Below are 11969 nucleotides of genomic sequence, written 5' to 3' on the forward strand. Positions count from 1 at the left end.
CCCACCCCACCCCCCCCCCCCCCCCGAACGCCATGGGGTCTTCGGAGATAAATCGCCCAAGCACTGGACTGTAGTATCGCGCCCGATAGTAATCCAATCCGACACTGTCAGCCGAGCGTGTGCAGAATTTTGTGTGCGCAGGCTCCGGCTGGACATTCCTGTCAGCCTGGATGTGGCGCGCCCACTACGTACACACTTTGCCTGTCAAGGCGAGGCCATCGCCCGCGGGCGCGACAGCCAAGCCGTTGATCCTCCCTTGGCTACACAGATTTTGCTCTTCGGCTCCAAGCAAAGTGTGTGCAGGACCGGCTCCTGCTGTACAGACTTTGGTATCCGGATCCACACAGACTTTGCCGTCATGCCCAGCAGCCGCATCGCCCGCCATGACTTCATACCCATGGACTAGTGATAAGTTCACACTATGCTTGATCCCAACACAGGTAGCAGGGCGGGCAAGCCGTGGATGAGGACGTCGCCAGCGCGCTGAAGAAGTTCCAGAAGGAGTTGTCGGCCGGCACGGTGTCGCTGGCGCTGCTCTCGGTGCTGGGGCGTGCGCGGCAGCCGATGTACGGCTACCAGATCGCCAAGCGGCTGGAGGCGGCGGGGGAGGGCGTGCTCGCGGGCAAGCAGAGCGCGCTCTATCCGGTGCTGCGCAACCTGGAGGCCGCCGAGCTGCTCAGCAGCGAAGTCGAGCCTTCCGTCAGCGGGCCGCCGCGCCGCTACTACCGCATCACCAAGACGGGCCGCGAGGTGCTCCGCGTCTGGACCGACGCCTGGCACGCCACGCGCGACTCGATGGATCGGGTTCTGGAAGGAGAGCTGTGATGAATGCGCCACGCACGATCGCCGAATATCTCGCGCAGCTGCGCGACGCCCTGCGCGGAGCCGATCCCGCGCTGATCCAGGACGCGCTGTACGACGCCGAGGAGCACCTGCGGGCCGAGCTGGCCGAGCAACCGGGGCGCAGCGAGGCGGACATGCTCGCGCATGTCGTCGGCAGCTACGGTGCGCCGGAGGAGGTGGCCGAGCTGTACCGCGACCAGGAGATCAAGATCCAGCGCGCGCTGCGGCCTCCGCCGGCACCGAAGCGCCGCTCGTTGCTGGGTCGCTTCTTCGGCGTGGCCGCCGACGTGCGTGCCTGGGGCGCGCTGTTCTACATGCTGCTGGCGTTCGGTACCGGCATCGCCTATTTCGTGCTGGTGGTGGTCGGGCTGTCGATGTCGGCCGGCCTGTCGGTGCTGATCATCGGGATCCCGTTCATCGTGCTGTTCTTCGGCGTGGTGCGGGCGATGTCGCTGATGGAAGGGCGCATCGTGGAGGCCATGCTCGGCGTGCGCATGCCGCGGCGGCCGCCGTACCCGGCGCAGAACGGGTCGCTGCTCAAGCGCATCGGCGCGATGTTCACCGACTGGCGCACCTGGACCACGATGTTCTACATGGTGTTGATGCTGCCGCTGGGGATCGCCTATTTCACGCTCACCGTGACGCTGATGGCGATGGCGCTGGCGTCCATGGCGCTGCCGTTCGCGCGGCTGGTGGACATCGACGGCATCAACCGCGTGTTCGTCGATGGCACCCTCACCTTCGATTGGGGCATGGGCCCGCACGTGCCAGGCTGGGGCGAACTGATCGCCGTGGGCATCGGTGGCATGCTGCTGTTCTTCGCCACCCTGCACCTGGTGCGGGCACTGGGCCAGCTGCAGGGCCAGCTCGCCAAGCACCTGCTGGTGGCCGGTTCGGCGCGCTGAACGCCCAGGAGTGCGGGAGAACGGTATGAACGCGAAGTGGCAATGGATGGCCGGCCGCTGGGAAGGCGAGGAACGGATCTCGGCCACGCGCTGGGGCCCGGCCGGAATCGCCCGCGGATGCATCGATGCGCGCATCGAACTGGGTGGGCGCCTGCTGGTGCAGGACTACCGCCACGACCGCGACGGCGCGACAGCGCTGCAGGTCCACGCGGTATTCGTCGCCGAACCGGAGGGTCGCGTATCGCTGTACTGGTTCGACAGCTACGGGTTCCTGCCGCAGGAACCGGCAGCGGGTGCGTGGTGCGACGAGGTCCTGACGATCGTCCGCCGCTCACCCCGTGGCCAGACACGGCATCGCTACACCCCGCTCGACGGGCAGGCCTTTCGCCTGGAGCTGGCCAGCTCGTTCGACGACGGGGCGAGCTGGGAGCCGGTGATGGAGGCGACCTACCACCGCATCGGTGACTGAGCGTCCGGCTCAGACCAGCCCGAGATCGACCGGCCGCGCCTGCGGGAACACCGACTGCAGCTGGTCGGCGCGCAGTCCCCACAGTTTCTGCATCAGCCCGCCGAGCACGTCGCGGTAATTGTTGAGCACCGGGTAATCACGGTTCTGCAGCAGGTTGGGCTGGGTGACGGCCACCTGTTCGCCGGCGATGCGCCCGCCGCGCACGCGTCCGCCGAGCACCCAGTAGACCGTGCCGTGGCCGTGGTCGGTGCCCTTGTCGCCATTCTCGCGGAAGGTGCGGCCGAACTCCGACAGCACCACCACGGTGGTGTCGTTCCAGTCGTCGCCCAGCGCGTCGGCATACGCAGCCAGGCCCTCGCCGAGGTTGTGCAGGTTGTTGGCCAGGCCGCCTTTCACGCTGCCCTGGTTGACGTGGGTATCCCAGCCGCCGACGTCGACGAAGCCGAGCCGGTACCGGTCGCGCATCAGCGTGGCGATGCGCCGGGTCTCGCTGGCGAAGTTGCGGGCGCTGGGCGCGCCGCGACTGGCGGCGACCATCTCTTTCTCGAGGTCGGCGGTGACGTCCTTGCGCAGGGCCAGTCCGTCGGCCGACGCGGCGGCAAGTGCTGTGCCTTGGTACATGCTGGCGAGGATCGCCGCCTGGCGGTCGTTGAAGTGGGATTTCGTATTGCCCTTGAGCGAGATGTTGGGGATGTCGTGGCCGGCACCCTGGAAGCTCAGCGGCAGGTTGTTGGTGAAGGCGATCGCCGGTGTACCGGTGAGCTGGCCGGACAGTCGCGCCATGAAGCCGGAGCGGTAGTCGCCGCTGTGATCCATCGGCTCGCCGCGCTCGATGTGGTCCTGGGTCTCGAAGTGGCTGCGCGAGAGATCGGCGGTGCCGGCGAACGGCACGAAGGCGATCTGCTTCTTCTGCCACAACGGCCAGATGGAATCGTGCAACACCGGGTTCAGGCCCCAGCCGCCGTCCAGCGCCAGCGCGCTGTCCGGGTTGCCCGCGTCCGGCCGGGCGATCGCCAGGGTCGGGCGCGATTCGTAGTAGAAATCGCTGCCCGTCGGCACCAGCAGGTTGTTGCAGTCGTAGCCGCCGCGCAGGAACACCAGCAGGAAGCGCGGCGTGCCAACGGGGGCGGCGAACAGCCGGCCAGAGAACGACAGCGCGGGAGCCGCGAGCGCGGCCGCGACGGCGGTGCGGAGAAACTGGCGACGATCCATGGCGAACCTCAGCGGGTGTTGAAGTCGGGAGAGGACAGCAGGAAGGTGTTCCACTCGACGGGCGATTTCGCCTGGGCCAGCGCGTCCTTCGTGCGCGGCGACAGCCAGGGCGCCATCGCCTGCGCGAACAGCGGTCCGTTCAGCGCGGGCGGGGTGGGGCGCTCACCGGGCTGGCGTCGGGGCGGGGTGCCATCGGGCGCGAACAGCGGCGCGCGGCCGCTGCCGATCATGCCGGCGATGTCGAAGCGTTTGGCCATCTGCCCGGAGCCGGACCAGCTGGCGTTGTCCAGCGGCCAGCCGTCGGGGGTGATCCGGCCGTACAGCGGCTCGCCCATCTGGTTGAGCGCGGCGACCAGCGGCTGCGCGTTGGTGATCGGCCGGCCGTCCAGGCTGAAGCGCATCGCCGAGACAACGAACTGCATCGGATCCTTGAACTTGGCGCCGGCAGTGGCGGTGATGTCCTTCGAGGTAAACAGCGTGCGCAGCACGGCGGCGATGTCGCCGTCGGTGCGCTGGAAGGTGCGCGCCATCGCGTCCACCAGCGCCTGCGGCGGCTGGTCGGCGACGAAGTACTTGGCGAGCTGGCGCGAGACGAACTGCGCGCAGGCCGGCTGTTTCACGATCAGGTCGACCGCGCGCTCCACTTCGCCGAAGCCGCCGCCCTCGATGCGCTGGCCGAGAAACACCTTGTCGCCGTCGTCGTGGCGCGCCGGGTTGAACTCGAACATCCCTTGGCGCACCACGCCGGGCCGTTCGCCGCCGAAGCGGTCGAACCCGCCGAAGCGCCCGTGCCGGTTCATGCGCGGCCCCCGCATCGCTTCGCGCGGACGGATCACGCCGACGCCGGTGAGGATGGCGGCCAGCTGTTGCACGTCCTGCTGGGTGTAGCCGGCGTGCACGCCCAGGGTGTGCAGCTCCATCAGCTCGCGTGCGTAGTTCTCGTTGATCTTGTCCTTGGCGTTCTGCGCGTTGTCCAGGTACACCAGCATCGCCGGGCTCTTCAGCGTGGCCATCACCAGGTCGCGGAACTTGCCCAGCGCGTGCGGGCGGATCACGTGCTCCTCGTAGTCGGCGGCGAGCAGGCGCACCGGACCCTTGTGGCCGTAGACGCTGAAGTGGTTGAGCCAGAACCACACCATCTGTTCCTTCAGCGGATTGCTGCCGTAGGTGGCGTGCAGCAGCTCGGCCTGCTGGGCCTGGCGCAGCAGCTCACGGCCGTGGACCTGCGCGGCCTTCTTCGCGGCGACCTTGGCGTCGCCGTCGGGCATCGCCTTTACCTGGCGCAGCGATTCGCGATACGCGCGAACCAGCTCGGCCGGCGGCGTGGCGATCGCCTCGTAGCTGTCGATCTCCTGCCGGATCGCCGGCGGCAGCCGGTCGTCGCGGTCGGCCAGGGCCTCGTCCAGCCAGCGCTCGCGGCCGAGCTCGCGGTAGCGCTGGAGGGTGGCGCTGTCGATGCCGAAGCTGGCGCGGCGCAGCCAGGCGATGTCGTCGCGGGTCAGCGGGACACTGTCGGCACGGGCTGGGGCGCACGTCGCGCCGGCCAGTGCAAGCAGCAGGCCGAGCGGTGCGAGGCGAGGGCAGCGACGCATGGGCGGGCGTTCCTTTCGGAGTCGGTCTGAGCATGCTCAACGCAGCGGACCGCCGGCGGTGTACCTGCGCCGCGCGACGGCCGGTGGCCGTTCATGCTTCGCAAGAAGTCGCGTGAAGATCAGAACACGTCGACGATTTCCAGCCCGACGCCCCGCGCCGCGCCGACCCGGGCGGCGACGTCCCGCACCGTGTCCTCGTGGCGATCGTCCGGTGCCTGCACTTCCACGCGGAACACGCGGTCGCCGGGGCCGTCGAGCGGTGCGCTGGAGCTGGAGTCGTCGCGCATGGCGGGCACCAGATCGTCGACTTCCTCCACGTGCTCGACGCCGTCGAGGCCGTGCAGGGCGTTGATCACCGCGTCGGCGTCGTCGCGGTGGCCGGTGAGGCGAAAGCGGATCATGGTCATGGGGATCCTCCGTGCGATTGGGGAGCCCCCATGCTGCAACGGTGCGCGTCGGCGCCGGGTGACGTGGCACGGCGGTTACCATGGCGCCCCGTTCCTCCGGATGTCCGCCGTGCCCAAGACCTACGATCGCGCCTATTTCGACAAGTGGTACCGCCATCCGGAGCATTCGGTGGCGGCGCCGGCCGAGCTGCGCCGCAAGGTGGCGCTGGCGGTATCGCTGGCGGAGTTCTACCTCGGGCGGCCGATCCGCAACGTGCTCGACATCGGCTGCGGCGAGGCGCCGTGGCGCGCCCATCTGCGCGCCCTGCGCCCGGGCATCGCCTACCGGGGGCTGGATGCCAGCGAGTACGTGGTGTCCCGCTACGGGCGCAGCCGCGACATCGGCCTGGCCACCTTCGGCCAGCTGCAGTACCTGCGCTTCGACGAGCGTTACGACCTGATCGTGTGCAGCGACGTGCTGCATTACCTCAAGGCCGGCGAGATCCGCGCCGGGCTGGAGGGCCTGGTCGACATGCTCGAGGGCGTCGCCTTCATCGAGGTGTTCACCCGGCAGGACGACCCGGCCGGCGACCTGCAGGGCTTCGTCGCCCGCAACGCCTCGTGGTATCTGCGCACTTTCCGCGAGGCCGGCCTGCTGCCGTGCGGCTCGCAGGCCTACCTCGGCCCCCGGCTGGAGCGGCGCGTTGCGGCGCTGGAGCGGGCGCAGGCCGACGCCTAGATCGTCCATGAGGCAGTGGAGTCGAACCATGGAGTGGCCATTGGCGTGGCGCAGGCGCAAGGCACTGGCCGGCATGCTCGAGGACGATCGGCGCGCGGCCCAGGCGCGCGCACGGGCGATCGTCGAGCAGCTGGAGCGTGAGGGGGCGGACGCCGGGCGCATCATGGCCGCACTGTCCCGCGACGTGGATCGGCACGCTCCGCGCATCGCACGCCTGGAAGCGCTGGTGCGGGGCAGGACTCCGTTGCGCGAACTGGAATGCCAGCTCGAGCGCCTTCCGCCGGGTGCCGAAAAGCAATTGCTCTCGCTGTACGCGGGCGAGCGGCGCAGGGCGGCGAAAGGGCGGGGATGGCGCGTGATGGGGCGGATCGCCATGTCCCTGCTGCTGCTGGCTGCGTGCATGGTGGCCTGGCTGTTCTGGCGGATGGCGGCCGACGCCTGAGCTCCCGTGGGCGGGTTCGGCTGCCGGTACTTTGTGCGATGCGAGGTGACACCGCCGGAGGGGCTGCGCTAAAACATTTCAAATTTCAGTGAAATGTGAATTCGTGAAGCGCAAGCCCCCTCCCATGGATCCGCGGGTCGTGGAGACCGCACGACTGCTCAAGGCCCTCGGCAACCCCACGCGATTGCTGGTGCTGTGCCGTCTGTTCCATCGCGGCGAGGCGTCGGTGGGGGCGCTTGCGGAGGAACTCGGGCTCGGCCTGTCCGCGCTGTCGCAACATCTGTCGCGCATGCGCGAGGAAGGGCTGGTGAGCCAGCGGCGCCAGGCGCGGCAGCTGTTCTATCGGCTCGACGCCACCGCATCCGCCCAGTTGCCGGCGGTGCTTTCCAGCATCTGCGGTCCGTCCGGACCGCCTCCCACCGAAGGAGAAGATCCGATGAACAAGACCGTGACTGCCCTGGGTGCCGTGCTCGGCCTGGCTTTCGCCAGCTCCGCCGCACTGGCCGCCGGCAACTTCTGGATGACGCCCACCATCCACTCCGCCGGCAAGATGCACGAGCTGCCGCAGGCCTCGTACAAGCCCGACGCCAAGGCCAACTACAAGATCGTGTTCGGGCTGACCAAGGCCGCCGCCAAGCCGGATGAAGTGAACCCCGGCATCGAGCGCGTGGCGCGCACCGTCAACCTCTACACCTGGGCCGGCGTGCCGCTGAAGCACCTGCACATCGTCGCCGTGGCGTCCGGTGGGGCCACCGCGATCGCGCTGGACAACGCGCACTATCGCCAGGAGTTCGGCACCGACAACCCGAACCTGCCGGTGATCGCCGAGCTGCGCAAGGCGGGTGTCGACATCGCGGTCTGCGGGCAGGCGGTCGCCGAGCACAAGTACCCGTACGAAGCCGTCGACAAGAGCGTCACGCTGGCGCTTTCCGCGCTGACCACGGTCACCGAGCTGCAGCAGAAGGGCTATGCCCTGATGCCGCTCTGATCCCGAGCCCGACAGCGGAGACACGACCATGAACCGTTCGGCCACCCGCCTCGCGGCGACGTGCGTGCTGGCGCTGCTTGCCCTGGTGACCACCGGGGCGGCAGCTGCCCAGAGCACGGACTACCTGCCGCCCTGGAACCCGCCGCCAGCGGGCGGCGTGCACTTCAGCGCCCCGCCGGTCGATGCCATCGCCGACCTGCACGGCGATATCGCCGATCCGCAGCTCACGGTGTTTTTCGCCGGCAACCAGTTCATGGTCGTGCACGACCTGATGGATGCGTTCCGCGAGGCCTATCCGCAGTACCAGCGCATCTACGTCGAGACGCTTCCGCCGGGCATCCTGGCCAGGCAGATCGAGAGCGGTTCGCTGGTGATGGGCAACCTGCGCATCGCGTTGAAGCCGGACATCTATACCGCCGGCAAGGCGGCCATCGCCGAGCGCCAGAAGGAGCATGGCTGGTTCGCCGAAACGGTCGACTACGTGCGCAACCCGCTGGCGATCCTCGTCGCGAGGGGCAACCCGAAGCACGTCGAGGGGCTGAAGGACCTGGGCCGGCCCGACGTGCGGGTGAGCATGCCGAACCCGGCCTGGGAGGGCATCGCCCGGCAGATCCAGGCCAGCTACCGCAAGGCCGGGGGCGAGGCGCTGGTGACCGCGGTGATGAAGACCAAGGTGGCCGACGGCAGCACCTTCCTCACCCACATCCACCACCGGCAGTCGCCGTTGCGGGTATTGCAGGGCGAGTCGGACGCGGCGCCCGTGTGGTCCACCGAGGCGTATTTCCAGCAGGAGATCCTGCATCGCCCGGTCGAGACGATCGCGATTCCCGCCGACCAGAACTCCATCGCCACCTACACTGCCGCACGCATGAAGGACGCCCCGCACGCGCAGGCTGCGAAGGATTTCCTGCACTTCATGCAGACGCCGGCGGCGCAGGCGATCTACCGCAAATACGGTTTCCAGACTGTCGGTGGAGGCGATCATGCGGCGCATTGATCATTGGTGCGGATATGCGGTCGCCGCGGTTGCGCTGTGGCTGGTCGCCATCTCGCCGGCCACCGCACAGGATGCAGCGACCATCGCCACACAGGGCAATGGCAAGGGTGCGGCGCCCTGCCAGACCTGTCACGCCCCTGACGGCGGCGGCCAGGCGTCCGGGGGTTTTCCGCGGCTGGCCGGGGAGAACGCGGCCTACCTGCAGGCGCAGCTCGAAGCCTTCGCCAGCGGCACGCGGGACAACCCGGTGATGAAGCTGCAGGCCAGTGCGCTGACCGAGGCGGAACGCAAGGCGCTGGCGATCTACTTCAGCAGGATGCCGGCAGTCGCCACGCCGGATGCCGCGGGCACCACGCCCTTTGCCGATCCGCAGCACCTCGGCGAGACGCTGGCCACGCGCGGGCGCTGGTCGAAACAGGTGCCCGCCTGCGTGCAGTGCCATGGCCCGGGCGGCGTGGGCGTGGGAGCGGATTTCCCGCCGCTGGCGGGGCAGTCGGCCAACTATCTGGCGGCGCAGCTCAAGGCCTTCCGCAGCGGCAGTCGCCACAACGATCCGATGGGTCTGATGCGCAACATCAGCCATTCGCTGAGCGACCAGGACATCGATGCGGTGGCGCACTGGTTCGCCGCCCAACCGTTTCCGGCGAAGGAGTCCCGTCCATGACACCGCGTCATCTGCTCATCGGCCTTTCCGTGCTGGTGCTGGCGGCCTGTTCGCAGGCCGCCCCGCCGGAAGCTTCCAAGCCAACGCCAGCCGCTGCCGCGCAAGCGACTGGCCCGGCGACCCATGCCCAGGCCGCGGCCGCCGCAAAGGCCAGGCCGGCCGCGTTCGAACCGCCGCCGGAATCGGCGATTCCTGAGGGGCCGTTCGGCGACGTGGTGCGCGAGGGGCGCGAGATCTTCGTCAACACCGACGTGGCAGCGAAGGCCTACGTCGGCAACGGCCTGCGCTGTTCCAACTGCCACCTCGATGCCGGACGGCTGGCCAACTCGGCGCCGTTGTGGGGCGCCTATGTGGCCTATCCCGCCTACCGCGCGAAGAACGGCCATGTGAACACGCTGGGCGAACGCCTGCAGGGCTGTTTCAAGTACAGCATGAACGGCAAGGCGCCCCCGCTGGACTCGAAGGAGATGGTGGCGCTGGAAACCTATGCGTTCTGGATGGCCAAGGGCGCGCCCACCGGCGAGAAGCTGCCGGGCGCGGGCTATCCGAAGAAGGGCTTCAAGCCGCCGCAGCCGCCGGACTATGCGCGCGGCGAAGCGGTGTTCAAGGCGCATTGCGCGCTGTGCCACGGTGCCGACGGGCAGGGCCAGCAGGTGGCCGGGCGCTACGTGTTCCCGCCACTTTGGGGGCCGGACTCGTTCAACTGGGGCGCCGGCATGCACCAGCTCGACAACGCGGCGGCCTTCATCAAGGCCAACATGCCGTTGAGCCAGGGCGGCACGCTCACCGACCAGGACGCGTGGGACGTGGCGATGTACATGGACGGGCACGAGCGCCCGCAGGATCCGCGCTACAAGGGTGACCTGGCGGCCACCCGCAAGGCCTACCACGACACGCCGATGTCGCTGTACGGCACCACGGTGAACGGCCATCTGCTGGGCTCGGCACCGGCCACGCGGAACTAGGCGGGTGCGGATGCTGCTGGAGGCCGCGCCTCGCGCCGGTGCGGCCATCCGCACGTGGTGGCCCGTCCCGATTCGCAGGATCGGTTGATGGCCGCTCCGGTAGTGTCGATCGGTCCGCTGGCGTGGTCGCTGGGCACGGTGCTGCTGGTGGCCGGCGTCTTCGTCGCACTGGCGGTGGCGTCGTTCCTGCATCGTCGTGGCCAGGCCAGGGTGGAGCCGGCGCTGTGGGCGCTGCTCGCGCTTTCGTTGCTGGTCGCGCGGATCGCCTTCGTGGTGCGCTGGTGGCCGCAGTACGCGGCGTCGCCGCTGTCGATGCTCGATCCCCGCGATGGCGGTTTTTCGCCCCTGGCCGGCGTGGTCGCGCTGGGGCTCGGCGTGCTTGGCCTGATCTGGCGGCGACCGATGCTGCGGCTGCCGCTGACGGCCTCGCTGGCAGGCGGCCTGCTGGTCTGGGGCTTCGGCCTGCTCGTCGCGGACCGGCTGGACGCCGCCATGCACACGCCGCTGCCGGCACTCACCCTGCGCGATCTGGACGACCGTCCGGTGGACCTGCGCGCCTTTGCGGGCAAGCCGGTGGTGGTCAATCTGTGGGCGACATGGTGCCCGCCGTGCCGGCGCGAACTGCCGGTGCTGATCCGCGCACAGCAGGTGGACCGGCAGGTGCACTTCGTGTTCGTCGACCAGGGCGAATCCGCGGCCGAGGTGCGCGCCTATCTCGCGGCGAGCGGGTTGCGCGCAGACCACATGCTGGTCGATCCGGCCCAGTCGCTGGCGCAGCAGATGAACGCCCGGGTGTTCCCGACCACGTTGTTCTTCGATGCCGGCGGCGTTTTGCGTAGCATGCATGTAGGAGCGCTGTCGCCGGCCACCCTGGCCGCCGAGATGCGGCTCATTCTGTCCGGTGCCCCGTCGGCGCCGATCCACGCTGGAGTAACCCGATGAAGTTTCATTTGCTGGGCCTGGCCCTGCTGCTGAGTGCCTGTGCCCAGGCGCAGGATGCGCCCAAGTACCCGGCGCCGGTGCAGGCGTTGCAGCAGAAGGTGGGCCTGGAGATCAAGGGCAGCCTGCCGGCCCCCGATGGCTACCGCGCCTATCTGGCGAGCTACCGCGGCCATCTGGTGCCGCTTTACGTGCCGCCGGACGGCAAGCATGCCTTCGTCGGCGAGATGTTCGACGAGAACGGGCACGACCTCACCCAGGCACCGATGGCCGAAGCCAGCCGGCCCGTGTTCGATGCCGGTACCTGGAACAGCCTGGAGAAGTCGACCTGGATCGCCGAGGGCTCGCCGAAGGCGTCGCGCATCGTCTACGTGTTCAACGACACCGAGTGCCCGTACTGCCATCACCTGTGGGCGGCGATCCAGCCGAAGCTGGCCAAGGGTGACGTGCAGGTGCGCTACGTGATGGTCGCGGTGATCGCGCCGAAGAGCGAGCCGCGCGCCGCCGCCGTGCTGGACGCGTCCGATCCGGCCGCCACCCTGCGCCAGCACGAGCAGCACTTCGGCAACAGTCCGGTGCAGCCGTTGGCGAAGGTCTCCGCGGCGACGGCGAAGAAGCTGGATGACAACGCGGCGCTGATGGACCAGCTGGGCGTCACCGGCACGCCCGCGGTGATCTACAAGGATGCCGACGGCAAGATCCGCATGGCCGACGGCATGCCGCCGCCGGACATGCTGGACGCGATCTTCGGCAAGTAAGGCCGGGCCACTGCGGGTACGAAAAAGCCGCCCGTGGGCGGCTTTTTCGCGAGGTGAACCGGAACGCCCG

15 protein-coding genes are annotated in these 11969 nt (G+C 69.0%); 11 read left to right on the plus strand and 4 right to left on the minus strand.

Going from position 1 to position 11969, the window contains the following annotated elements; translation table 11 throughout:
• Positions 1–172 (minus strand): RHS repeat-associated core domain-containing protein (locus C693_RS24485; RefSeq protein ID WP_430536802.1); only part of this gene is annotated, 172 nt, incomplete at its 3' end.
• A 287-nt stretch (positions 173–459) separates the two neighbouring features.
• Here C693_RS24485 and C693_RS0108945 point away from each other — a divergent pair.
• Genes C693_RS0108945 through C693_RS0108955 form a run of 3 tightly spaced genes read left to right on the plus strand, consistent with a single transcriptional unit; the run spans position 460 to position 2217 of the window.
• Positions 460–825 carry a PadR family transcriptional regulator gene (locus C693_RS0108945; RefSeq protein WP_017461925.1) on the plus strand — a complete coding sequence of 122 codons (366 nt, stop codon included), beginning with the start codon at positions 460–462 and terminating at the stop codon, positions 823–825.
• Entirely contained in the window at positions 825–1748 is a 924-nt protein-coding gene (locus tag C693_RS0108950; protein ID WP_017461926.1) for a sensor domain-containing protein, read from the plus strand. Before C693_RS0108945 ends, C693_RS0108950 begins: the two co-directional genes overlap by 1 nt.
• A gap of 25 nt (positions 1749–1773) precedes the next feature.
• Positions 1774–2217, plus strand: coding sequence for a DUF1579 family protein (locus C693_RS0108955; RefSeq protein WP_017461927.1), 444 nt, complete (start codon positions 1774–1776; stop codon positions 2215–2217).
• 9 nt (positions 2218–2226) lie between these two features.
• On the opposite strand, the gene C693_RS0108960 is transcribed toward C693_RS0108955, so the two are convergent.
• The 3 genes from C693_RS0108960 to C693_RS0108970 all read right to left on the minus strand — a co-directional run bounded on the left by C693_RS0108960 (position 2227) and on the right by C693_RS0108970 (position 5428).
• Positions 2227–3429, minus strand: a complete 1203-nt coding sequence (locus tag C693_RS0108960; RefSeq protein ID WP_017461928.1) for a DUF1501 domain-containing protein — start codon at positions 3427–3429, stop codon at positions 2227–2229.
• Between the two features lie 8 nt (positions 3430–3437).
• Complete coding sequence (locus tag C693_RS0108965; RefSeq protein WP_017461929.1) at positions 3438–5021, minus strand: DUF1800 domain-containing protein; 1584 nt, start codon at positions 5019–5021, stop codon at positions 3438–3440.
• Between the two features lie 119 nt (positions 5022–5140).
• Positions 5141–5428, minus strand: coding sequence for a hypothetical protein (locus C693_RS0108970; protein ID WP_017461930.1), 288 nt, complete (start codon positions 5426–5428; stop codon positions 5141–5143).
• A gap of 109 nt (positions 5429–5537) precedes the next feature.
• Between C693_RS0108970 and C693_RS0108975 the strand changes: the two genes are divergently transcribed.
• The 8 genes from C693_RS0108975 (at position 5538) to dsbG (ending at position 11899) form a co-directional block, all read left to right on the plus strand.
• Entirely contained in the window at positions 5538–6146 is a 609-nt protein-coding gene (locus C693_RS0108975; RefSeq protein WP_026107294.1) for a class I SAM-dependent DNA methyltransferase, read from the plus strand.
• 28 nt (positions 6147–6174) lie between these two features.
• Entirely contained in the window at positions 6175–6588 is a 414-nt protein-coding gene (locus tag C693_RS0108980; RefSeq protein ID WP_157798576.1) for a hypothetical protein, read from the plus strand.
• Between the two features lie 139 nt (positions 6589–6727).
• Positions 6728–7576 (plus strand): metalloregulator ArsR/SmtB family transcription factor, encoded by an 849-nt coding sequence (locus tag C693_RS24000; RefSeq protein ID WP_241762653.1) that lies wholly within the window; start codon positions 6728–6730, stop codon positions 7574–7576.
• Positions 7577–7604: 28 nt separating this feature from the next.
• Positions 7605–8573, plus strand: a complete 969-nt coding sequence (locus C693_RS0108990; protein ID WP_017461934.1) for an extracellular solute-binding protein — start codon at positions 7605–7607, stop codon at positions 8571–8573.
• Complete coding sequence (locus C693_RS0108995) at positions 8560–9237, plus strand: c-type cytochrome (RefSeq protein ID WP_017461935.1); 678 nt, start codon at positions 8560–8562, stop codon at positions 9235–9237. The genes C693_RS0108990 and C693_RS0108995 overlap by 14 nt, the downstream gene beginning before the upstream one ends.
• Positions 9234–10202, plus strand: coding sequence for a c-type cytochrome (locus tag C693_RS0109000; RefSeq protein WP_017461936.1), 969 nt, complete (start codon positions 9234–9236; stop codon positions 10200–10202). Before C693_RS0108995 ends, C693_RS0109000 begins: the two co-directional genes overlap by 4 nt.
• An 87-nt stretch (positions 10203–10289) precedes the next feature.
• Positions 10290–11144, plus strand: a complete 855-nt coding sequence (locus C693_RS0109005; RefSeq protein ID WP_017461937.1) for a TlpA family protein disulfide reductase — start codon at positions 10290–10292, stop codon at positions 11142–11144.
• Entirely contained in the window at positions 11141–11899 is a 759-nt protein-coding gene (dsbG, locus tag C693_RS0109010) for a thiol:disulfide interchange protein DsbG (protein WP_017461938.1), read from the plus strand. The genes C693_RS0109005 and dsbG overlap by 4 nt, the downstream gene beginning before the upstream one ends.
• Positions 11900–11969 lie beyond the last annotated feature (70 nt).

Source organism: Dyella ginsengisoli LA-4 (genome assembly GCF_000334915.1).
GTDB lineage: Bacteria > Pseudomonadota > Gammaproteobacteria > Xanthomonadales > Rhodanobacteraceae > Dyella_A > Dyella_A ginsengisoli_A.

Excerpts from the sequence above, each read along its gene's own strand:
- C693_RS0108965 (WP_017461929.1), bottom strand. The coding sequence starts at position 5,021 with ATGCGTCGCTGCCCTCGCCTCGCACCGCTCGGCCTGCTGCTTGCACTG.
- C693_RS0108995 (WP_017461935.1), top strand. The coding sequence starts at position 8,560 with ATGCGGCGCATTGATCATTGGTGCGGATATGCGGTCGCCGCGGTTGCG.
- C693_RS0109005 (WP_017461937.1), top strand. The coding sequence starts at position 10,290 with ATGGCCGCTCCGGTAGTGTCGATCGGTCCGCTGGCGTGGTCGCTGGGC.
- C693_RS0108990 (WP_017461934.1), top strand. The coding sequence starts at position 7,605 with ATGAACCGTTCGGCCACCCGCCTCGCGGCGACGTGCGTGCTGGCGCTG.
- C693_RS0108955 (WP_017461927.1), top strand. The coding sequence starts at position 1,774 with ATGAACGCGAAGTGGCAATGGATGGCCGGCCGCTGGGAAGGCGAGGAA.
- C693_RS0108980 (WP_157798576.1), top strand. The coding sequence starts at position 6,175 with ATGGAGTGGCCATTGGCGTGGCGCAGGCGCAAGGCACTGGCCGGCATG.
- C693_RS0108970 (WP_017461930.1), bottom strand. The coding sequence starts at position 5,428 with ATGACCATGATCCGCTTTCGCCTCACCGGCCACCGCGACGACGCCGAC.
- C693_RS0108960 (WP_017461928.1), bottom strand. The coding sequence starts at position 3,429 with ATGGATCGTCGCCAGTTTCTCCGCACCGCCGTCGCGGCCGCGCTCGCG.
- dsbG (WP_017461938.1), top strand. The coding sequence starts at position 11,141 with ATGAAGTTTCATTTGCTGGGCCTGGCCCTGCTGCTGAGTGCCTGTGCC.
- C693_RS0108950 (WP_017461926.1), top strand. The coding sequence starts at position 825 with ATGAATGCGCCACGCACGATCGCCGAATATCTCGCGCAGCTGCGCGAC.
- C693_RS0109000 (WP_017461936.1), top strand. The coding sequence starts at position 9,234 with ATGACACCGCGTCATCTGCTCATCGGCCTTTCCGTGCTGGTGCTGGCG.